The sequence below is a fragment of the Streptomyces sp. NPDC107538 genome, assembly GCF_055657445.1.
On sequence record NZ_JBVKAY010000006.1, the window covers coordinates 365,085 to 386,433 of the forward strand.

General features: G+C 69.8%; 14 protein-coding genes and 1 pseudogene. 6 read left to right on the forward strand and 9 right to left on the reverse strand.

Features of this window, described 5'->3' with window-relative positions; genetic code table 11:
• Window positions 1–81 precede the first annotated feature (81 nt).
• Together ACZ7MG_RS23330 and ACZ7MG_RS23335 are read right to left on the reverse strand one after the other, a co-directional pair.
• A complete protein-coding gene (locus ACZ7MG_RS23330; RefSeq protein ID WP_045556695.1) occupies window positions 82–480 on the reverse strand; it encodes a 6-pyruvoyl trahydropterin synthase family protein in 399 nt (132 codons plus the stop codon).
• Window positions 481–649: 169 nt separating this feature from the next.
• On the reverse strand, window positions 650–1,630 hold the full coding sequence (locus tag ACZ7MG_RS23335) for a zinc-dependent alcohol dehydrogenase (protein ID WP_471383067.1): 981 nt from the start codon (window positions 1,628–1,630) through the stop codon (window positions 650–652).
• A 106-nt stretch (window positions 1,631–1,736) separates the two neighbouring features.
• Here ACZ7MG_RS23335 and ACZ7MG_RS23340 point away from each other — a divergent pair, with 106 nt between their 5' ends.
• Window positions 1,737–2,528, forward strand: coding sequence for a CDP-alcohol phosphatidyltransferase family protein (locus ACZ7MG_RS23340; RefSeq protein WP_471383069.1), 792 nt, complete (start codon window positions 1,737–1,739; stop codon window positions 2,526–2,528).
• Between the two features lie 94 nt (window positions 2,529–2,622).
• Here ACZ7MG_RS23340 and ACZ7MG_RS23345 read toward each other — a convergent pair whose 3' ends face one another.
• Entirely contained in the window at window positions 2,623–3,018 is a 396-nt protein-coding gene (locus ACZ7MG_RS23345) for a RidA family protein (protein WP_471383986.1), read from the reverse strand.
• Window positions 3,019–3,154: 136 nt separating this feature from the next.
• Here ACZ7MG_RS23345 and ACZ7MG_RS23350 point away from each other — a divergent pair, with 136 nt between their 5' ends.
• On the forward strand, window positions 3,155–4,135 hold the full coding sequence (locus ACZ7MG_RS23350; RefSeq protein ID WP_471383071.1) for a helix-turn-helix transcriptional regulator: 981 nt from the start codon (window positions 3,155–3,157) through the stop codon (window positions 4,133–4,135).
• 132 nt (window positions 4,136–4,267) lie between these two features.
• A pseudogene (locus ACZ7MG_RS23355) lies at window positions 4,268–4,827 on the forward strand (helix-turn-helix domain-containing protein); the annotation flags it as partial.
• 72 nt (window positions 4,828–4,899) lie between these two features.
• Here the strand turns inward: ACZ7MG_RS23355 and ACZ7MG_RS23360 are convergent.
• Window positions 4,900–5,940 carry a LacI family DNA-binding transcriptional regulator gene (locus ACZ7MG_RS23360; RefSeq protein ID WP_471383072.1) on the reverse strand — a complete coding sequence of 347 codons (1,041 nt, stop codon included), beginning with the start codon at window positions 5,938–5,940 and terminating at the stop codon, window positions 4,900–4,902.
• Between the two features lie 195 nt (window positions 5,941–6,135).
• On the opposite strand from ACZ7MG_RS23360, the gene ACZ7MG_RS23365 reads away from it, so the two are divergent.
• From ACZ7MG_RS23365 to ACZ7MG_RS23375, 3 genes are all read left to right on the forward strand, one after another.
• Window positions 6,136–6,897, forward strand: a complete 762-nt coding sequence (locus ACZ7MG_RS23365) for an SDR family oxidoreductase (RefSeq protein WP_471383074.1) — start codon at window positions 6,136–6,138, stop codon at window positions 6,895–6,897.
• Between the two features lie 73 nt (window positions 6,898–6,970).
• Window positions 6,971–7,981 (forward strand): Gfo/Idh/MocA family protein, encoded by a 1,011-nt coding sequence (locus ACZ7MG_RS23370; RefSeq protein ID WP_471383076.1) that lies wholly within the window; start codon window positions 6,971–6,973, stop codon window positions 7,979–7,981.
• 231 nt (window positions 7,982–8,212) lie between these two features.
• A complete protein-coding gene (locus tag ACZ7MG_RS23375; RefSeq protein ID WP_471383078.1) occupies window positions 8,213–11,527 on the forward strand; it encodes a type ISP restriction/modification enzyme in 3,315 nt (1,104 codons plus the stop codon).
• 21 nt (window positions 11,528–11,548) lie between these two features.
• Here ACZ7MG_RS23375 and ACZ7MG_RS23380 read toward each other — a convergent pair whose 3' ends face one another.
• From ACZ7MG_RS23380 to ACZ7MG_RS23400, 5 genes are read right to left on the reverse strand one after another with little or no spacing between them, the layout of a single operon-like run.
• Window positions 11,549–11,944, reverse strand: a complete 396-nt coding sequence (locus tag ACZ7MG_RS23380; protein WP_471383080.1) for a hypothetical protein — start codon at window positions 11,942–11,944, stop codon at window positions 11,549–11,551.
• A gap of 29 nt (window positions 11,945–11,973) precedes the next feature.
• The gene (locus ACZ7MG_RS23385; protein ID WP_471383081.1) at window positions 11,974–13,059 is read right to left on the reverse strand and encodes a DEAD/DEAH box helicase; all 1,086 of its coding nucleotides are present in this window, start codon (window positions 13,057–13,059) and stop codon (window positions 11,974–11,976) included.
• Complete coding sequence (gene drmB, locus ACZ7MG_RS23390) at window positions 13,056–14,903, reverse strand: DrmB family protein (RefSeq protein ID WP_471383082.1); 1,848 nt, start codon at window positions 14,901–14,903, stop codon at window positions 13,056–13,058. Before drmB ends, ACZ7MG_RS23385 begins: the two co-directional genes overlap by 4 nt.
• Window positions 14,900–18,025, reverse strand: a complete 3,126-nt coding sequence (locus ACZ7MG_RS23395; protein WP_471383083.1) for a helicase-related protein — start codon at window positions 18,023–18,025, stop codon at window positions 14,900–14,902. The genes drmB and ACZ7MG_RS23395 overlap by 4 nt, the downstream gene beginning before the upstream one ends.
• A gap of 45 nt (window positions 18,026–18,070) precedes the next feature.
• Window positions 18,071–21,340 (reverse strand): sigma-70 family RNA polymerase sigma factor, encoded by a 3,270-nt coding sequence (locus tag ACZ7MG_RS23400; protein WP_471383085.1) that lies wholly within the window; start codon window positions 21,338–21,340, stop codon window positions 18,071–18,073.
• Window positions 21,341–21,349: the final 9 nt, after the last annotated feature.

Below are 21,349 nucleotides of genomic sequence, written 5' to 3' on the forward strand. Positions count from 1 at the left end.
TCGCGAGCCGCACTTGCTCTCCCCCGTTCGCCGGAGCGGTGGTGGTGGTGCCGACGGCCGCCCGGTCGATGGTCACGTCGGTCACAGGGCACGCTCGTAACTCGCCCAGGCGATGTGCGACTCGTGCAGGGTGACCGTGAGGTTCGCGATGCCCTTGGCGTTCTCCCCCAGGGCGCCCTTGTGGATCCGCTCGGCGAGGCGGTCGGCGATGACCTTGGCCAGGAACTCCGTGGAGGTGTTCGTGTTGGCGAAGGCGGGCTCGTTGTCGAGGTTGCGATAGTTCAACTCGCTCACCACGGCACCCAGCTCCTGCGTGGCCAGCCCGATGTCTACGACGATGTTGTCGTCGTCCAGTTCGGCGCGCCGGAAGGTGGCGTCCACGAGGAAGGTGGCGCCGTGCAGGCGCTGCGCGGGTCCGAAGACCTCCCCGCGGAAGCTGTGGGCGATCATGATGTGATCGCGGACGGTGATGCTGAACAACGGACGACCCTCCAGTGCGGTACGTCTGCCCCCGGGCCGGGGCATGCCGTGTAGTACGGCTGCTCCCTACCCGTTGTTCAGCCGAGTTTTGCGGTTTCTTTGAAGGTCAGCGTTCCGTTCGGGCAGTTCAGGGGCGGGTGGGGCGAACGGGAACGCTCGACCTGTGGGCTCACTCGGCGTCGTAGCGCACTCGGTGGCACATCCCCGGCAGCTCGCCGCTCGCCAGCTTCGGCAGGACGTCCGGGAGTTCCTCGAAGGCACATTCTCCGGTGACGAGCGCGTCGAAGCGGGCGTCGGCGAGGAGGTCGAGGGCGAGTGCCAACCGGTCCGCGTACGTACGTCCGACTCGTCCGGCCGGGGAGACGGTTCCGACCTGGCTGCTGCGGATGGTGAGCCGGCGTGAGTGGAAGGCCTCGCCGAGCGGCAGGGCGATCCGGCGGTCGCCGTACCAGCTCAGTTCGATCACCGTGCCCTCGGAGGCGAGCAGTTCGAGGGAGCGCGCGAGGCCCTGCTCGTTCGCGCTGGCGTGCACGACCAGGTCGCACTCGCCCAGTGCCTCCTCCGGCAGCGCGAAGTCGACACCGAGTGCGCGGGCGATGTCGGCGCGCGCCGGGTCCGCGTCGACGAGCTGGACGCGTACGCCGGGGTAGCGGGCGAGGAGCGCGGCGACCGAGCAGCCGACCATGCCGCCGCCGACGACGGCGATCCGGTCGCCGATGAGGGGCGCGGCGTCCCACAGGGCGTTGACGGCGGTCTCCACGGCCCCGGCGAGGACGGCCCGCGCGGCGGGGACGGACTCCGGCACGACGGTGACGGCGCTCACGGGAACGACGTAGCGGCTCTGGTGCGGATACAGACAGAAGACGGTCCTGCCGACCAGTGCGTCCGGCCCCTCTTCCACCCGCCCCACGCTGAGATAGCCGTACTTCACGGGGGCGGGGAACTCGCCCTCCTGGAAGGGCGCGCGCATGGTCGCGTGCTGGTTCTCGGGCACTCCGCCGCGGAACACGAGTGTCTCCGTGCCCCTGCTGACTCCTGAGTACAGCGCGCGGACCAGGACCTCGTCGTCGGCCGGTGTGGCGAGGGTCTCCTGGCGGATCTCACCCCGCCCGGGGGAGCGTAGCCAGAAGGCATTGGCTGTCGGTTTCATGTGCGTCTCCGTGAACGGTCGAGCGGTTCGCCACGTACGCAGCGGTGGGAGTCGCGGACACGGTACGCGGCGATGATCCACTTGTCACACGTTCGGAAGGTATGCGGTGGCCCTGATCAACACATACGACGGCCGGCTGTTGCTCTCGGAGACGACGGTGGGCGCGGGCGCCCAGGTGCTGCTCCTCGCCTTCCTGGGCACGGCGATCGGACTGGGCCCGGCGGGCTGGCTGACCGGGCTGGCCTTCGGGCTCGCCACCTGGGCCGTCCTCAACCGCGCCCTGCTGCGCACCCGGACCCGCACCTTCGGCCCCGCCAACCGCGTCACGCTCGGGCGGGCGATACTCGTCGGCGCCGTCACCGCGCTGGTCGCCGACTCCTTCCAGAGCTCGCCGCCCGTCTCGCTCTTCGTCGGCCTGACCGCGGTGGCGCTGATCCTCGACGGCGTCGACGGCAAGGTGGCCCGCAAGACGGGGACGTCGACCGCGCTGGGCGCCCGCTTCGACATGGAGGTCGACGCGTTCCTGATCCTGGTGCTGAGCGTGTACGTCTCGATGTCGATGGGCCCGTGGGTGCTGCTGATCGGCCTGATGCGGTACGTGTTCGTCGCCGCCGCCAAGGTCGCCCCGTGGCTGAACAACTCCCTCCCGCACAGCATGGCCCGCAAGACGGTCGCCGCGGTCCAGGGCGTCTTCCTGCTGGTCGCCGCCTCCGGTCTGCTGCCGTACGCGGCGGGCTTCGGCCTGGTCGCGCTGGCGCTGGGTTCGCTGCTCTGGTCGTTCGGCCGGGACATCGCCTGGCTGTTCCGCAACCGGGAGCGCGGGGTGACGGCGGCCGTGACCGTGACCGTCGGGACCGCCCACGTCGAGCGCCGGGCGCCCGAGCTGGTCACCAGCTGACCGGCACGCACTCCCTCCACGAACCGCTCTTGTGGTGTTTCGCGTGTACCGGTCACAGTCACCGCGTGTCCGCGGCGGAGGCGGCGGCGTCGCGTCAGGCGACGGCGGTCCCTTCAAGCTCGACCAGTTGGCCGGGGATCGCCAGCCGTGTCACCCCGAGCATCGTGGTGGTCGGTGCCACCCCGGCGGCGCCCAACCGCGACGCCAGCACGCCGTAGTGCGGGAACAGCAGATCGACGTCGGTGGTGTAGACGTTGAGCCGGACGAGGTTCGCGAGGGACATCCCGGCCTCACCGAGCACGGCCTCCAGGTTGTCGAGGCTCAGCGCCAGCTGTGCGGCCATGTCACCGTCATGCTGCGGCTTGCCTTCGCCGCTCATCGCGGTCTGTCCGGAGCAGTACAGGGTCCGGGTGTGCCCGGAGACGATCTCCCCCTGGTTGAACCCCAGCTCCAAGGACCACGGCACCGGGTTGACTGCCGTTCGTTCCACTGCCACATCAGCTCCAGGCGATTCGTTGGGAGTACGGACGTCCATCGGCGCGTCGGTCGCAGTCGATGACGTCGATGCTCACGAGCCTGCCAAGAAAACATGACACCCTTGGTCATGTATTCGATAAGGTCCGCGTATGCGCGCCGACCGGCTGGTCTCGCTGGTGCTGCTGCTGCGTCAGCGCGGTCGGCTGACCGCGGACACACTGGCCCGTGAGCTAGAGGTGTCCACCCGTACCGTGTTGCGCGACATCGAGGCGCTGTCCGCGGCCGGCGTCCCCGTCTACGCCGAACGCGGCCGACACGGCGGGTTCGCACTGTTGCCCGGTTTCCGGACCGAACTCACCGGACTGAACCAGGACGAGGCCCTTGCCCTGCTGACCGCCGGATCCGGGCGCGGCGAGCAGGCGTTCGGCCTCGGCTCGGCGCTCGCTTCGGCCATGCGCAAGGTGGTCGACGCGTTACCCGAGAGCCATCAGGCGACCGCGAGCGACGCGGCCCGGCGATTTCTCGTCGAGCCGGAGACCGACCTGCTCTCACGCCGGCCGGTCACCGAGGAGGTGCCCGGCACGACAATGATCGAGATCCGGCGCTCGGTGCTCGCCGGACACAAACTGCGCATCCACTACGCGGCCACGGACCAGGCACCGCGGTGGCGCACGGTCGACCCGATCGGCCTGGTCACGGTGCGCGACCGGGGTTACCTGCTGGCCACGAGGTCCGGCGCGGACCGCACCTACCGGCTGTCGCGGGTACTGGCCGCCGAGGAACTTCCCGAACCGGCGCAGCGACCGAACGCGGTTGATCTGGACCGGGTCTGGCGGGAACGCTGCGCGCAGTTTCTGTCCGGCGACCATATCGCCGTGCTGGTACGGGTGAAATCTGAGCGACGGGAGGACCTGCTGAGCAGCGCGGTGGCCGTCCGCGCCGCAGAACCCGACGGGGACGGCTGGCTGCGGCTGGAGGTGACGTTCCAGGATCTGAGACACGCCGAGTGGGCGCTGTGGCAGCTCAGCACGGACGCGGAGGCCCTGGCGCCGGCGTCATTGCGCGCTGCCCTTCGCCACCGCGCCGCCGCGGTTGCCGCCCGCTACGAGGCCATGGTCCTCGACGCGTAATCATGACCAGCGCGTTCGGACCCCCCTGGAGGGGTCGTACGAGCGCTGGAGTGCCGGCTGGATCAGCGGACCGTGAGGACGATCTTCCCCGTGGGCGGGCGCCTCGGCGGGCTCGGCGGGCGGGAACGTCGCGTCGACGACGGCGGCGTCCTGACTTCGGCCGGTGCCGGTGCCGGTGCCGGTGCCGCGTCCGGTATCGACCTCTGTCTGCACCTGGTGCGCCGGGACCGCGGCAGCGCCGTCGCCGACCGGGTGGCCCGGCGCTGTGTGGCGGTGCCGCCGCGGCGGCAGGGCGGCCAGGCCGAGGACATCGAGCGGCCCGTCCCCCAGGGCCCGGCCAGCGGTACGGCCGCCACCCGGCAGTGGGCGCTCGAACGCCTGGACGCTCCGCTGACGCTGGCCGACCTCGCCCGGCACGCCCAGCACGCCCAGCACGCCCGGCACGCCCGGATGGGTCTGCGCGCCTTCGCCCGCCGCTTCGACGACGAGGTCGGCATGAGTCCCGGCCGCCAGCTCATCCAGCGCGCGTGGCCCGGGCCCGCCATCTCCTCGAATCCACCGGCCTCCCGGTCGACGTGGACATCGCGCGCGGCCACGTCGGCTTCGCCACGGGCACGTCCCTGCGCCGGCAGCTGCACACGGCGATCGGGGTGCCGCCGCTGACGTATCGGCGTACGTTCCGGGCGGGCGCCGATGTGCCGGGCGGGCGCCGATGTGCCGGGCGGGCGCCGATGTTCCGGGCGGAGCCGCCGTGCCGTCCTCGGCTAGCCGGTGACGGTCCCGGCCCCCGGTGGCATGTTGTACGGCGTCACCACCTGGATCGCCGACGGGAGGAACGGGCCCTCGTCGGGGAGGGCGTGGTGGGCGCGCATGATCGTCTGGCAGGCGCGGCGCACGTCCTGGCGGAGGTCGTGGTGGAGCACGGCCGAGAGCCGGTGCTCGCGCAGCAGCCGGGTGTTGTCGTGGTCGAGGTCGTGGGCGACGAAGACATGCGGCTCCCGGCCGAGTTCGGCGAAGGCGTCGAGCGTCGCCGTGTTGCCGCCGCCGATGGAGTACACGGCGGCGATGCCCGACTCCCGCCGCAGCGCGTCGAGGACGAGGTCCCGCTGGGTCGCGTCGAGGCCGTCGCTGTCGGTGACCTCGACGAGCGCCCGGGCCGGTGCGACGGCCCGCATCACACCCCGGAACCCCATCTCGCGCTCCTCCTCGTTGCGGTAGAAGCTGCGGCTGAGCGTCACCAGCACCGCGCCCGGCCGGTCGCCGAGCCACTGCCGCAGCAGATACGCGGCGGTCGCCCCGGCGGCCCGGTTGTCTATGCCGACGTACGCGCCGCGCGGGCTGCTCGGCAGGTCCGTCACGAAGGTGACCACCGGGATCCCGGCCGCGACCAGCCGCTCGACGGCGGCGGTGACCTCCGGCACGTCCGGCGCCTTGAGGATCACGCCCTGCGAGCCGCGCCGCCCGATCCGGTCGAGCACCCGCACCATCTCCGAGGCGGACCCCGTCTCCCGGAAGTGGAAACGGGACCGCACGACCGCCGGATGCAGCGACGGCAGCTCGGCCTCCAGCGCCTCCCGGACCGCCGTGGAGAACCGGTCCGGGGTCTGCATCACGATGTCGACCATGAACGTACGGCCGCCGATGCGCACCTGCGTCCGCTGCCGGTCCAGGTCCTGCACGGCCTGCCGCACCTCACGGGCGGTGCTCTCCCGCACCCCGCCCCGCCCGTTGAGCACCCGGTCGACCGTGGCCTGGCTCAGCCCGGCCTGACGGGCGATCTCACGGATCGTGTACGGGTGCGCCATGGCGATGCGTCCTGAGGTCGGATGATGGGTTCCGGATGATGGGTTTTTGATGGTCCGCTGCGGGTTGTACGAGGGCCCGCGCGCCCCAAGACTGACAGAGGCGACGGCTCCGTGGAAGGCCGTACGACCAGGACCGCGACAGGCCCCGTCAAACCGCGTGGCCCGCCGGAGCCGATCGAAAGGAAACACCCCCCCATGGCACTACTGGAGGACAAGGTCGTCCTCGTCAACGGCGGCAGCCAGGGCGTCGGCGCGGGCATCGTCCGGGCGGCCCTGCGCGAGGGCGCGACCGTCGCGTTCACGGGCCGCCGCGCGGAGGTCGGCGAGCGCCTCGCGGCGGAGACCGGGGCCACCTTCCTCCGGGCCGACCTGGCGGACACGGCACAGGTGCGCGGCGCGGTGGAGCGGGTGGTCGCGGACCACGGCCGGGTCGACAGCCTCGTCAACGCCGCCGGACTGACCTCCCGCGGCTCACTCCTCGACACCTCGCCCGAACTCTTCGACGCGCACATCGCCATCAATCTGCGCGCCCCCTTCTTCGCGATGCAGGCGGTGGTCGAGCACCTCACCGCCCGCGAGGCGCCGGGCACGATCGTGAACATCGGTTCGACCAGCGGGCACGGCGGCCAGCCGTACCTGGCCCCGTACGTCGCCGCGAAGGCCGGCCTCGCGGGCCTGACCCGCAACGCCGCCCACGCCCACCGCTGGGACCGTATCCGTATCAACGACCTCAACATCGGCTGGACGGAGACCGAGGGCGAGGACGCGGTCCAGCGCGAGTTCCACGGCGCGGGCGACGACTGGCTGGAACGGGCCGCCGAGACCCTGCCGATGGGCAAGCTCGGCCAGGTCGACGAGATCGCCGACTTCGTGGCCTTTCTCCTCTCCGACCGCAGCGGTGTGGTGACCGGTTCGGTGATCGACTGGGACCAGCACGTCCTGGGCGCCTCCGACTGACCAGATCCGACTCGACCACCCCGCACCCGCTCTCACCTCGCTTTTCCAGCACATCCGAAAGGGACACTCGATCATGCGCATTGGCATCCTGGGGCTGGGCCGCATCGGCGCCTTCCACGCCGGGACTCTCGCCGGGCTCGACGTCGTCGAGCAGCTGGTGGTCTCCGACCCGCTGGCCGCCGCGGCGGAGGCCGCCGCCGAGAAGTTCGGCGCGACGGTGGCCGACTCGCCCGAGGCGGTGTTCGCCTCGGGGATCGACGGTGTCGTGATCACGGCCGCCACGGACGCGCACCCGGGGCTGATCCTGGCCGCCGTCGAGGCGGGCATCCCGGTGTTCTGCGAGAAGCCGGTGGCGAAGACGGTCGAGGAGAGCCTCACCGTGCTGCGCGCCGTGCGCGACAGCGGCATCGAGGCCCAGATCGGCTTCAACCGCCGCTTCGACGCGGGCTGTGTGACCGCCCGCGAGGCCGTCCTCAGCGGTGAGCTGGGCGCGCTGCACACCGTACGGTCGACCACCCTCGACCCCGCCCCGCCGCCTGCGGCCTACGTCGCCGTGTCGGGCGGCATCTTCCGGGACTGCGCGGTGCACGACTTCGACGTGGTGCGCTGGGTGACGGGCCGCGAGGTCGTCGAGGTGTACGCGACGGGCGGCAACAAGGGAGCGGAGTACATCAAGGAGGCGGGTGACGTCGACACGGCGTCCGCGCTCCTCACCTTCGACGACGGCACCATCGGTGTCATCTCCAACACCCGTCACAACGCCCGGGGTTACGACGTCCGTCTGGAGGTCCACGGCATGAAGGACAGCATCGCCGCCGGCCTCGACACCCAGCTCCCCCTCCGCTCCGCCGAGCCGGGCGTCACCTTCCCCTCCGGCGTCCCGCACACCTTCTTCATGGACCGCTTCGCCCCCGCCTACCGCGCCGAACTCACCGCCTTCACCGAGGTCGTCGCCGGCACCCGCACCTCCCCCTGCACGGTCGCCGACGCCCTGGAAGCCAGCTGGATCGCCGAGGCCGCGACCCTGTCGGTGGCAGAACACCGCCCGGTGACCCTGGACGAGGTCCGCAAGACACTCTCCTAGGCCCCGGCCGGTCGCACTCCCTCCTGGAGGAGCCCCCGTCCGCACCCTGTGCACTCGCCGGACGGGGGCGCGTGGGAGCACTCTGCCGATTTCGTGATGACACGGTATGGACAAGTGTCCTCACGTGCCGTCACCATCCTTGAGACACAACAGCATGTGACGCACCGTCTTTCCCATGGCATGCCCAGGAGAGAAAGCGACCGGGGCCACTTCTCATTCCGGGGGCGGGGAATGCCTGAGGACGAGTACGGCTGGTTACGGATCGCCGTGTCGGAGTTCGGCCGTCAGTGTCGTGAAAAACTGTCGGGCGGGGGCGGTCAGGAATCGTCCATTCGCGGCCCCCTGGAAGCTCTGCTGCGAGCTGTCGGCGACCACCATCAGCACCGTGAAGTCACGTGGCACGACGAGTTCCGTCTCCCCGACCTCGGTGTGCGGCCCGACTACGCGATACGCGCGAACGGCGAGATAACCGGGTACATCGAGTTGAAGAAGCCCGGTTTGTCGGTTGATCCCGAGACGTTCGGCAAGGCCAACCGCGAACAGTGGGAGAAGCTCCGGGATCTGCCGAACCTCCTCTACTCCAACGGGACCGAGTGGCGCATCTTCCGCCACGGCGAGCAAGTGGGCGAGGCGGTGTTCTTCCGAGGGACCCTCAAGAGCGCCGGGGAGAAACTGGAGCCGGTCGAAGCTGCCGCCTTCGACGCTCTGCTCAAACAGTTCCTGCGCTGGACTCCTGCTCACATCGCACAGGTCCCCCGGCTCGTCCAGCACGTGGCCCCCCTGTGTCGATTACTGCGTTCCGCCGTGATGGAACAACTGGCCTTCGAGGCAAGGTCGTCCGCGGCCGAGGAAGACATACGAGCCCGTCCCTTCACCGGGTTGAAGAACGACTGGCGTCGGCTGCTCTTCCCGTCGGCCGACGATGCCACATTCGCCGACGGCTACTCCCAGACGGTGACCTTCGCGCTCCTTCTGGCCCACACCGAGGACATTCCGCTCGCCCCGAACTCGTTCCACGAGATCGGCCGCCGCCTCGACGCAGGTCACGCGCTCATAGGCAAAGCGCTCCAGCTACTCACGGACAATGTCAATGAGCGCTTCACCGTCACTCTCGATCTGCTCACCCGCACCATCGCAAGGGTGGACTGGCCGGCCATACGCTCCGGCAACCGCGATGCCTACCTCCATCTGTACGAGCATTTCCTCACGGTCTACGACCCGGCCCTGCGGCAGCAGAGCGGCTCGTACTACACGCCCCACGAGATCGTGGAGGAAATGGTCCGCCTCACCGAGGACGTTCTGAGAGTACGGCTGCACCAGGAGGCCGGCTTCGGCAGCGACGAAGTGAAGATCATCGACCCTGCCATGGGCACCGGGACCTTCCTCCACACCATCATCGAGCGCGTGGCGGAGCAGGCCGTCGAGCATCACGGACCCGCCATGGCTAGGGATGCCATCTCTCGTCTGGCAACACGCCTGTTCGGCTTCGAGTTGCAGATGGGCCCCTTCGCCGTCGCCGAACTCCGCGCCTCCGACCTGCTGAAGCGCTACCGTGCCGCGCTGCCCGGTGACGGGCTCAACTTCTTCGTCACGGACACCCTGGACAACCCCTTCGTCGAGGACGAGTACCTCGCCTCCACCTATGGCACTCTGTCCGCCTTCCGCAGGCGGGCGAACGCCGTCAAGGCGAACATTCCCGTCACGGCCGTCGTCATGAACCCTCCCTACGACGACAAGGCGGAAGGCCGAGGCGGCTGGGTGGAGAAGCGCGCCCAGGGCCAGGAGCCGCCCTTGCTCGACGCGTTCCGTCACCAGGGCAACGGCCGATACGAGCATGTACTCAAGAATATGCATGTGTACTTCTGGCGCTGGGCCACCTGGAAAGTTTTCGACGCCCATCCCGAGGACCGGCACGGGGTGGTCTGCCTCATCACCCCGTCCGGCTGGGCCACGGGCCCCGGCGGTCGGGGTATGCGTGACTACCTCCGTCGTACATGCGACGAGGGATGGATCATCGACCTCACACCCGAGGGCCAGCGCTCCCCGGTCCCCAACCGTGTCTTCCCCGGAGTCGCCCAGCCCTTGGCCATCCACATCTTCGTCCGCAGAGCGGACACACAGCGGGGGCCGAACCATCGTGCCCGCGTCCACTACCGAGCCGTGTCCGGAAGGCGCGCGGACAAGTTCCGTCAGCTCAAGGAGATCCACCTCGACGACGAGGGGTGGCGGGACGCGCACGACGAGGGTGTACGTCCTTTCACACCGGCCACAAAGTCGGGGTGGGACGATTTCCCTGCGCTCGACGACCTGTTCCCTTGGGGCAGTCCGGGCTCGAAGGCCAACCGTTCGTGGGTCAGTGCGCCCTCACCCGAAACCCTGCGACGTCGGTGGGCTCGGATGGTCCGGGAACACGACCTCGCGGAGAAAGCCGGGCTGTTCAAGGAAACTCAGGACAGAAACCTGGTCAGTAGAGTTGGGGAGCTTCCTGGACAGGACACGGTGACCTATCCCGTCGGTCAGGAGGTCAACACCGCTCCGCGTCTCATTCACGTCGCCTTGCGCAGCTTCGACCGACAGCATCTCATTGCCGACAACCGTGTACTGGACCGCCCAAGACCCGAGCTCTGGGCTTCTCTGCAGCCCCTCCAGATCTTCCTCAACCAACAGTCTTCCCACGCCATAGGCTCTGGTGCCGCAGTGGTGGCAACCCATCTGCTCCCCGACACCCACCACTTCAACGGCCGCGGTGGCCGGATCATGCCGCTGCTGCATCCGGACGGCTCCCCCAACACCGCCTCCGGTCTGCTTTCCTACCTCGCCGGCCTGCTCGGGGCGGAGCGGATCACCGTTCATGACCTGGCCGCGTACGTGATGGCCGTGGCCGGCCACGGAGCGTTCACCGAGCGGTTCACCGAGGACCTGCTCACTCCTGGCGTGCGTCTTCCCTTGACCCGCGAGCGCGAGTTCTGGGACAGAGGCGTGGCTCTGGGCCGAGAAGTCCTCTGGGCATCGACGTACGGCGAGCGTTACACGAACGCGGCTGCCGGACGCCCGGCAAGGGGCGTGCTCTTCACACGCGGCGACGAACGACAGGTGAAGTACCTGACCCACATCGGTGACACGATGCCGGACCGAATCCGCCATGACCCCACGACTCAGACCCTGTACGTCGGCGAAGGCACCTTCGCTCCCGTACCTGAAGCGGTATGGAGGTACGACGTCGGTGGCATGGGTGTCGTCAACAAGTGGTTCGGCTATCGAAAGGCATCCCCCACCAGCAAGAAGACCAGTCCGTTGGACGACATCCACGTGGATTCCTGGCCCCACGAGTGGACGATCGAGCTGATGGAACTGCTCTCCGTCCTGCGTCGCCTCGTCGACGTGGCCGCAACCCAGGAAGTCCTGCTCGGTGAGATCCTCAACGGCCGCCTGATACCCGAGAACGACCTGGTAGCGGCCGGAGTGCTGCCCATCACGGCCGCCGCGCGCAAAGCCCGGCATCCGACCACGGACGGGCTGTTCTCCGCCGGAGAGATCGCGACTTGAGCCCGGTCCCAGGCCTCCGCGTCAGTCGACTTGTCGCAGGCTCGACAACTCCTCCTCCAGGGAGCCGTCCTGCAACGCCACCTTCCTCACGGCACAAACAAGTCGAGGGTGGAAATCGGCGATCTCGTCAACGAGCCTGACCACATCGGACAGCCGCTCTTCCGCGGCTTCGTACAACGACCGGTAGTGCACGGCCTCCCCGAGACCGGTGACCGTCACCTTTCCCCCTTCTCGCTTCACGAGCCCCAGAAAGGCCAGCTCCGGAAGATCTGCCAGGACCGTCTGCGGCTCCAGTCCCCGGACGAGTGCCTCCTGTTCTGCGCCCTCCCCTCCAGCAGGGTCCCCGAGGGCATGGAGGGTCACCTCGGCCAGCAGCCGGTACTGGGAACCGCTGAGAACTACATGCTGCAGTGGCATGCCGTCATGCCTAGCACACTGGGCCCAGGTCACCCGCGAAGCAGCGCGCTCGCCCCCACTTGCGCCAGCAACGGCGGCTCCGTCTCCCCCTCGTACGCGAGGTGGAGTTCGCCTCGTGCACGCGTGGCCAGGACGTAGTAGGCCATGCGCAGCGCGGCCGAGGTGGGATCGACCGCGGCGTCCGCGTGAGTGTCGGGGACGACCACGGTGTCGAAGCCGAGCCCTTTGGCGCTTCTTCGGTGGACCAGCACGATGCCAGGGCGACCGAGGTCGAGCGTGCGATAGCGCCCGCCCCTGGCATCGGAGGTGTACAGCTGCGGTTTGAGGCGCGGTGCTCGGTGCTGCAGCGTGCCGAGCAACGAGAACTGGGTGTGCTTCGAGTGGACGATGACACCGATGCTGCGTCCGGGTTGTCGTTCCGCCAGCAGGACCAGCAGGTCGGCGGCGCCGCGTTCGGGCAGGTGATGGAGTCTTGGCGGGGGTCCCTGCCGGTCCGGTAGCGGAGGCGAACCGGCTCCTGTGTGGAAGTGGGCCGCGAACGACGCGATCTGGTAGGTGTTGCGATGGTTGCCCTCGACCTCGTGCCGGTCGCACCGGCCGAGGCGCTCGGCGATCTCGGCGAGGGTGGAGTTCGTGTCGGTCAGCCGTTGACACTCGTCCGCGAACACGGTCACCCGTGCTCCCAGGAGTCGGCACAGACGGTAGAACCCGGGCGGCAGGTCCTGCCCCTCGTCCACTACCAGGGTGAGTCCGGGGACGGGCCCGCTCTCCGCGGCGCGTTCATAGAGAGCCGGCCAGTCGAACCATCCGTCCTCCCCCTTCGGGGGCGTACCGCCGTACCACTCGCCGAGCCATGCGTGCGCGGTTCTCACCCGCACTCTGCGGTCCTCCGGGCCCAACGTGTGTACGGCCCCGGCCAGTGACTGACGCAGGAGATTCGAGTACGTCAGCAACGTCGTCGGGGTACCGGTGAGGGCGAGCATGACGGCGCGCTGGACCGCCAGGAGACTCTTCCCGCTGCCGGGCGGCCCACTGATCAGGTGGTTGCCGTCGAAGGGCAGTCCGTCGAGGCAGGAGCGCTGCTCCGCGGTGAGGTCACGGTAGGTGAGTGTCACATCTCCTCCAACGCGTCGGCTGCTGCGGAGCGGGCGGCGGCAACGATGGACTGCAGATAGCCCGGCACGTGCTCGCCGCCGACGACGAGGGCACGGTCGAGGAGGGTGTTGCCGGTCTCGCAGCTGGTCTCGGGCAGAAGCGCACAGGCGTGGCAGGCTGCCCGGTTGAGGTTGTCGAATCCCTGACCCGTGTGTTCGGCACACAGCGGGTCGGCCGAGCACCAGGCGGCGGCCTCCGTCATCCGCAGCAGTGTCTCGGCCAGGTGCGGAGGCTCACCCTGGCGTACCAGCCCGCCCAGTGTGCCCTCGGCGTCCCCGGCGGCCGTGTACACGAGGATGCCGTACTGGTCCTGCTCGGGGCGGGCGTAGATCCTTTCCCGCAGACTCGCCGTCGTGTAGCCGGACTCGAAGGAGAGCTGACGGATCAGCAGGTGCGCGAGGGTGTGCAACAGCACGAATCTCGGCGAGAGTTCCGGCCCCGTCACGGCTTCGAGGCGGTCCTTCTGGAACGAGCGGTCTAGGTCGGCACGCATACCGGACACCTGTTGCCGTACCCTCGCGTCGCCTTCCCAGGAGGCGAGTTCGTCCCGGTCGAGGGTGAGGAAGACGCCCTCACCGTAGACCTCCACGGCAGGCAGCCACTTCAGGCGCCGCGCGCTGTCGGCGGGCACGACGGAGGCGTCCGGGGAGACCCTGGTGAAGCCGGAGAGGGCGCGGACCTCGCGCAGTCGGTCGGCGAGGACGATCCGGCCGAAGCGTCGGCGCAGGCCGGACCAGGGCTCCGCGGTCTCGCCGGCCAGACCGAGCGTCGTCCCACGCAGCGCGAAGTCGCGGGTGACCGGCGGTGCGGGAGCCGTGAAGGCGGCCCATTCCTCACGGCTCAGGTCGGGTCGCGCCGGAGCATCCGAAGAGGCGGGAACGGCTTCCGATGCCCCGCCGGTCTCCTCGGCGACGAGAGCGTCCAACAGATCGTCACCGGCGCCGGTGTCGTCCTGGATCATGATCCGCAGCGCCTCGGCACGCGGGGTTCCGGCCGTGCGGCACAGGGAGACCCACAGGTCGTGTTCACGTACCCGTTGGGCGAGGGCGTCGTCCGCGTGGGCCGGTAGGTCCGTCTCGGGGATGTCGAGCGCCGAGTGCACGAGCGGGTAGTACAGGTTGCCCGCCGTGCGCTGCACGATCTGCACCGGCCTCACGCACTCGACGGCCTCTCCCGCCCGCTGCCAGGGGTTCCGGCCCGAGCAGCGCATGCCGTGGGTGCCGAGGATGTCGAGCAGGTCGCGGGCCGCACCGCACCCCTTCGCGGTGCATGCCACGGAGAGTGCCTCAAGACCCGAGGCACGGTCGGAGACGAGAAAACTGAGCCTGTCCCGCTCTCCGCACTGCCGCCGTTCGGAGGCCTCGCGTCGCGAGTGGGCCCAGAACCACCAGTCGATGTCGCTGAGATGCCCGGCCGCGCAGATCTGCACGAAGCGCATGGGTGCGAGTGTCCGGGGCGGTGAGCAGGAAGGACATCGCGGCGCCTGCCCGTGCTTCTCGTCGGCGATACGCCAGCGCTTCATGCGCCGACAGGCTCCGCAGAACAGCCAGGAAGGAAAGCGGATGTACGGCGCACCGGGCGCGTCCGGAGCGTCGAACCGGTCGTTGGCGGTCGCGGGGGCGGCGTAGAAACCGGTCGCCCCCAGCCTGGAGGCCAGCCTGGGAGAGTCGATCCGCTGCCTGCCACGGGTCGGCCAGTCACCGATTCCCGTGGCGACGAACGACTCGCCCTGGATGTCGAAGACGGCTCCGACACCGAAGGGCACCACCGTCTGCGACTGACGTACCCGAAGTGTGCGACTCACAGGTCGGCTCCCTTCACTGTCACCTGGCATTCCCGGTCCACGTTGCGCATGGAGTTCGGGGTCTCCCACAGGCCGTAGATCTGCTCGAAGCTCTTGATCAGGTTGGACTGTCCCTTGCCCTGGCTGCGGTAGTACAGCTCGCGGCCGTCCTTGCGGGCCTGGCGGGCGGCATCCTCCCAGTCGGCGAGGAGCGCGGACAGTTCCTTGCGCACGTCGTCGCCCACCCCCGGCTCCCGTGCGTCGGCGCGGGCGGCCAGGTCCACGACCAGCCTCTCCACTTCGGGCAGCCGGTCGATCACCTGCCCCGCCTGGTTCTCGGCAGCCAGTCCCAGCCCGTGCCGAACGAGGATGACGAACGCGGCGTGCAGGGCGCGCCGCCGCGAGGGTACCGACCAGGGGGTGACGCTGGTCGGCTCGACGTGCCTGTACAGCGAGCGGTGGTAGACGTCGAAGGTCTCGTAGTGCGAACGGTCCCTCGGGCGGGTGGCGTTGAAGAAGGTCACGACGAGTCCCGGTACGGTGTGCCGGCCTACGCGACTGGTGGCCTGGATGTACTCGGCGGTCGTCTTGGGCTGGCCCTGCATCAGCATCAGTGCGAGGCGCTTCACGTCGACGCCGACGGACAGCATGTTGGTGCAGGGCAGGAAGGAGACCGACTCCGGGTCGTCCCAGGGCTTCTCCAGCCGGTCGAGGAGGACGGGCTGTTCCGCGCGCTGCAGGTTGCTGGTGAGTTCCTGCACCTGGTGGTCCGGCAGCCGGCGCGTTCCCGCGCCCGTGTCGAGTCCCGCGATCTGAGCGGGGATGTCATCGGCGGCGGCGGTGACCGTACGGCCGAGTTCGCGCAGGCTGTGGTGGTAGGCGACGAGCGTCCAGTACGCGTCCCGATGCTCTTCGGGCAGTTCCCAGGCGCCCTGCAGCATGGCAGCGGCCGTGGCCACCGCGGCGCGACCGGCCGTGTGTCCCTGGGCCATGACGCCGAGGTAGCGCCGCCCCGTTCGGGAGGTGTCGGGTTCGGCGAAGTACGAGTGGCGCGCGTCGAGCCCGGCCGGCGGGAAAAGCTGGGCGGCACCGCCGTAGAGGGCCTGGATCTGCTCGCCGGACCGTCGGATCGTGGCCGTCGACGCCACGATCTTCGGCCCGGTCCCGTCGGACGTGGTGCACAGCCCCAGTACGGCCGATTCGTACAGGCCTACGGTGGTGCCGAGGGGGCCGGTGAGCAGGTGGAGCTCGTCCTGGATGACGAGTGACGGCGGTTGGTTCGCGGTTCCCGCGCCGAACAGGCGTCCGGCGCGCGGCTCCCACGCCAGGCGGGCGAACTTGTCGACGGTACCGAGCACGAAGGTCGGCGGCTGGTCGTAGAGATGCTCGTCGACGACGGCGACGGGCAGTTCGTCGTGGAAGGCACACTCGTCACGTGGACAGAAGAACGCGAACGCGTCCGCGGATGCCCGCACCCCGTAGTCCCCGATGGCGGGCGACTTGTGGGCGGGCAGGATGCGGGTGCCGCACCAGGGGCAGCGGTCGAGAATGAAGACGTCGTCGGGCCGGGCGGCGGCACGGACGTCGTCGAAGGCCGCTCGCGCCTTTTCGTACGTGTTCGGTGACGTGGCCTCGCCCACCCACAGGCCGATCGTGAAGGGCTCCTCGCCGTAGGTGTCCGGGTCGTCACGGCGGAAGGTCTCCAGAGCGCAGACCGTGGTGGCCGCCCGCTGGAACTGCTGGGTGGTGAGGAGACTTAGGGTGTAGCGGCTGAGCACCGCGGTGCCCCGGCCGTCGGGGTCGCCGCGCCGCAGCACCATGGCGAAGGCGGCGAGCAGCAGATACGCCTCCGTCTTGCCACCACCGGTGGGGAACCAGATCAGGTCCGTGGTGTCCCGGTCCGGGTGCCGTGGGTCGGTCACACCGTCCAGAGCGAGCAGGAAGAACGCCAGCTGGAAGGGGCGCCAGGTGGCCCGCGGGTCCGGTTCGGGATCGAGAAGTACGGGGTCACGGCGGGAGCGGCGTTCTCCGGCCTGGTCGCGTGCCGAGTGTCGCATCTGCAGGGCCATGGCACGGTTCGCGGCGCGAAAGGCACGGAGCAGTTCGGGGCGGCCGGGGTCGCACAAGGTGCGTACGCCTGATTCGATCCTGGCGACCGCGGCAGCGATACGGCCCAGGATCCGGTCGGCGGCATCCCGGCCCCAGGCGGGGATCTCCGCGGTCAGCTGACCTACGTACCAGGCACGGTAGTCGGCCGCGAACTCGCCCAGCTCCTCCCGCAGTTGTTCGAGAGACACTTCGGGATCGGCCAGGTGCCGAAGGGCGAGCACCGGGGAGCCACTCGGACCCGCCGCACGGACACCGCTCACCTCGGCCTCCGGCATGACCGCGGCCCTGATCCCTGTCACCCGGTCCCCTGCCCCGCCGTACTGCTCCTCGACCGCGCAGCCATGGCCGACGGCGTGGGTCCGGACGTGCCGGTACTGCAGACGCAGTTCCTGCTCCTCCGGATCACGGCTGGCCAGGCGAACACTCGGGTACTGGAGGACATCGCCGTCCAACGGCCGTGCTTCCAGGGCTACTTGAAAGAGCATACGGTCCCAGTGGGCGGCCTTGCCGAGGGTCGGCTCATGGCGAGCGGTGTTGACGAGAGCGACGGTGACCAGTTGACCGACACCGAAGTGACGGCGCCGGACGCGCAGTTCGGCCCTGCCGTCGAGGACTTCGATGTGGTCGCGATCGGGGCCGAGCGTGTGCTGCTCAGCCGGGAGCGCCACACGTTCCCAGCGCCTGCCGCGTTCCCCCGTGGCGGAGTGGGTCACATAGCGGGCACCGGCACAGCCGACCTCGATGGTGGCGGCGTCGGTGTAGAAGCTGAAGCCGAGGGAGGAGGGAAGCCAGGCGTTGGATTCCGGGATCGGATCGCCCGCCGGGGCGGTGTCCTCGGCCGCGCGTTCCGTGCCGGCCCCTTCCGGGTCCTCTGCCGCGAGGTGCAACTGGCGTTGCAGGTCCGCCTCTTGGGGATAGAGGGTGCCCATCAGGTACTGCCGGTCGGGCGGAGCGTCGAGTATCTCGTGCTCTCCCCCTGCCGGGCCGACGAGTTGATGGTGCAGATAGGCGACGAGTTCGTGTCTGGGATCCATGGTCTTCCTTGCGATGTGCTTCGGGTGAGGGACCTACGGCGCGGGTCAGGACCGGCGCCGGCGGTCCCAGAACGATGTGTGGCCCTCGTCGTCTCTGCGTGCTGCGGCGAGCTGCTCCTGGAGTTCGGTGATGCGGGCCCAGGCATCACGTTCCGTCCGGGCCGTCTCCCGCGCCGCCCGCTGCTCGGCGGCCTCCACCTGGGCCTGTGCCTGCTGCCGTGCGGCGATGAGGGCATGGTCCCGCTCGACCAGCTGGGCCTCGACCCGCTTCAGCCGGGATTCGAGATCCTCGGCGGACGCTTGGGCTGCCTCGCGCTGCCGTCGCAGGCGCTGGTCGCCCTCGAACACCTGCCGCTCGGCACGTGACGCACGCCGGACCGCTTCCGCTGTCCGCCGCTCGGCTTCGACCGCCCGTTGTTCCGCCTGGGTCGCGCGCAGCCGTGCCATGGTCAGCTGTTGCTCGTCGCGGGGAGAGCCCTGGGCGTCGGACCGCGCCGTCTCCGCGGCCCGCGTCGCCCGCTCGGCCGTGGTGCGCTGTACCTCGCGGTGCTCCTCCCTCAGACGGGACAGTCTTCCCTCTGCCTGCCCCTTCAGGAATTTCTCCTGCCGTGCCAGGGCTTTGTCCACACGGTGCAGAAGCACACCTTCGAGAGCTTCGAGCTGCCGCTCGGTGTCCGCCACCGCGGCGGCGAACCGGGCGTCCGCGGCCTGCCGTTGCTCGGCGAGCCGCAGTTCGTGTTCACGTTGTACGTGGGCCAGGCGAGCCTCATGTGCGCGGCGCTCCTCGTCGAGGCGCCGTTCGGATTCTGTGCGGAGTCGCGCGAGTCGCTCCTCGGCAGTGGCCCTTTGCCGGGCGAGCCTGTCGTCCGCGTCCGCCTGAAGCCGGGCGAGCTGCTGCGCGTCGTCGTCGAGGGTAGGGCTCAGGTGCTGCCCGGTGTCGTCGAGGGCAGGGCTGTGGTGCTGCTCGGGCGTGCCGGGGCCCGACAGCGCGCGTCGTCCGTCCTTGTCGGGGGACGGTTCCGCCTTCTCGCCGGCCGCGTCTGCTCCCGCTCGCCCTGGTCTCTGCTCCACCCGGCTGTCTGTGTCGCCGGTGGAATCTTCCGCGGCAACTGAGGCAGCGCAGACATCCGAGGCAGTCGTAGTCGTCGTCCCGTGCGCGGCGGCGGCCTCAACCGTGGGTGGTTCGGCGCCCGCTTCCCGGCTCGGCGCGGCGGCGACGAACTCACGCAGCGCGTCACGCGTGGCAAGGCGCGATTCCGGCTTCACCAGGGGTCTCTTCGTCAGGTACTCCCGTGGCGTCAGGCCGGCCAGCGCCTCGGCCGGCCGTTCGAAGAAGTCCTCCGGCCGGAGCCCGGCCGGTTTCAGCGTGTCGAGGACGCGCTGCAGGACCTCCAGGGCCGTGAGCACCTGGCGTTCCGGCATGGTGCGTTCGCGTGCCGCCCGCACGACCGTCTCAGCGGCTGCGGCCCCGAGGACAAGCACCAGTTCGGCATGCCCGAGCGCCAGCAGCACGTATTCGGCCAGCCAGTCGATTCCGCCATGGAACTCCGCCGACATGCGCTGAGCCTTCTCCCAGTCCGCCGTGTGCGGCGCCTCCCGCGCATCGCCGACCAGAGCGGGAGGTGCGGCGCCCGCGTCACCGTCGAGCATGTCCTTCGCCATGCGCGGCCCGGCCTCCTCTGCCACTGCCGTCTCCTCCCCGGTCCGCGTCGACGGTTCCTTGGCCGCTTCCGGTTCTGGCCTCGGCCCCACCTCGGGCAGCGGCTCCCTTCGCGCGGCCCGGCCGTCGCCCGTGTCGCCGACCCCTGCGACCACGGCTCTCGTCTTGGCTCGGACGCGCCTCGACGGGCTCCGCTTGTCTACGTCTTCCTCCTCGCCGCGGGCCCCATGACCGCTGAGCAGTCCGGCCGCCCGCAGCCTGAGCAGGAACTCCGGGCGCGCCTTGTTCTCCAGCTGCCTGATGCGCTCGCGGGTCACTCCGAACTCCCGCCCCAGTTCGTCGAGCGTCGAGGGTTCGTCCCCGTCGAGGCCCAGCCGCCGGACGAGGATGCGGGCGCTGCGTTCGGAGAAGGTGTCGACGACGGCCATGACCTCGTCCATCAGGAGCGCGTTCACCACGTCGTTCTCCACCGGCGGCAGCGCGTCGCGTTCGCCCACGAAGTCTCCGAGCGTGGCCCCGTCACCGATGACGCGGTCGAGCGAGTCGGTACGACGGGTCAGCTTCCGGATCTCCGCCACCTTGTCCACGGTCATGTCGCACTGGACCGCGACGTCGACGACCCCCGCCGGCCGCCCCTGTGCCGCCAGTACGCGTTCGGCAGCCGCCACCTTGCGCATCTGCTCGTGCATGTGGACGGGGACCCGGATGAGGGCTCCCTCGTCGGCGACGGCGCGGGCCACCGACTGCCGGACCCACCAGGTCGCGTAGGTCGAGAACTTGTAGCCCTTCGCCGGGTCGAACTTGCGGGCGGCCCGCATCAGACCCAGCACTCCGTGCTGGACCAGATCCTCGTACTCCAGCCCCTGCTCCAGGTAGGAGCGGACCAGCGAGTGAACCAGGCGCTGATTGTGCAGGACGAGACAGTCCCGCGCCTGGATTCTGATGTCGTCGGACGGCAGCCTGCTCAGCTCCGCGTCCTGAGGCTCCTGCCCGACACGGTCCGCACCGCCCCGCAGCAGAACGGCGAGACCGACCTCCGCCTCGGCCTTCAGGATGTGGTCCCCAGGACGTCGGCGGAAGCGGTCCTCCCGCAGGACGGTCATCGCCGCAGCCACGGCCGCGTCACTGTCGCCCCCGGCCAGGGCATGGTCCGGCTCCTCATCCGGCGTCGGGCCGCCCTCCTCGTCCACCTCCGGCCCCGCAGATGCCTCGGACTTGGCCTCGACGTCCCGAACCTTCACCCCCGCCCGCAGCGCCGCCGCATCCCGCTCACCGAGCCCGGCCAGTCGCGCAACCCCGTCCACGACCCCGGGCGTCACCGAGCCGTCGGTGTCCGCGTAGCGGTGGAGGAGCGCCAGGACCTCAGCAGCCCCGGGGAACACGATTTCTCCATGAAACCGTGCAACCTTTTCCATATCCGGGATGTCCGCGTCAGTGTGTACATGCACGTTCCGGACGGGCAGCCCCAATCGGGCCAGTTCGTCCCGCAGCCGCTCCCGCTCGGCACCACCGAGCCCCAGGGCATGCACCTGCTCCACGAAGGCGGCTTCCGGCACGACGCCGTCCACCGCGACGCTTCGGAGCCGCGCGAGCAGCGCCCCCAGCGCGGCCTTCAGGCCAGGCACTTCCGTACTGGCGACGGATTGGTGTCTCATCACGGCCAC